This window comes from Pantoea sp. QMID4 (assembly GCF_030270445.1).
In the GTDB taxonomy this organism is placed as follows: Bacteria; Pseudomonadota; Gammaproteobacteria; order Enterobacterales; family Enterobacteriaceae; genus Pantoea; species Pantoea vagans.
Genome location: NZ_BSXL01000041.1, coordinates 1 through 381, shown reverse-complemented (window position 1 = coordinate 381; position 381 = coordinate 1). Strand labels below are relative to the sequence as shown.

Annotated in this window: 1 protein-coding gene; it reads right to left on the bottom strand. The window is 61.4% G+C overall.

The features are described from left to right. Positions 1-381, bottom strand: a 381-nt coding sequence (locus QSK07_RS22730) for an autotransporter outer membrane beta-barrel domain-containing protein (RefSeq protein ID WP_285723309.1), incomplete at both ends; no start/stop codon positions are given.

The window sequence follows — 381 nt, the reverse complement described above, 5'->3', positions numbered from 1 at the left end:
GTGTAGAGCGAGGTGCCGGCCCGGTCGTGCAGGGAGAGGGTGAACAGGTCGCGCGAGCCCTGCAGGTTGGCGGCGTAGGCGCCGGCTTCCGGGCGCACCATGCGCACGGCGTGCGGGTTAACAGGGTTAACAGGGTCAACAGGGTCAACAGGGTCAACAGGGTTAACAGGGTTAACAGGGTTAACAGGGTTAACAGGGTTAACAGGGTCAACAGGGTCAACAGGGTCAACAGGGTTAACAGGGTTAACAGGGTTAACAGGGTTAACAGGGTTAACAGGGTCAGGCTGCGGGGCCGGCGTCACGTAGCTGGTCAGGTACCAGCCTTTATCGTCGGTGCCGGAGGCGTTGCCCTTCTGCAGCGCATAGTCGTACGCCCCGGCC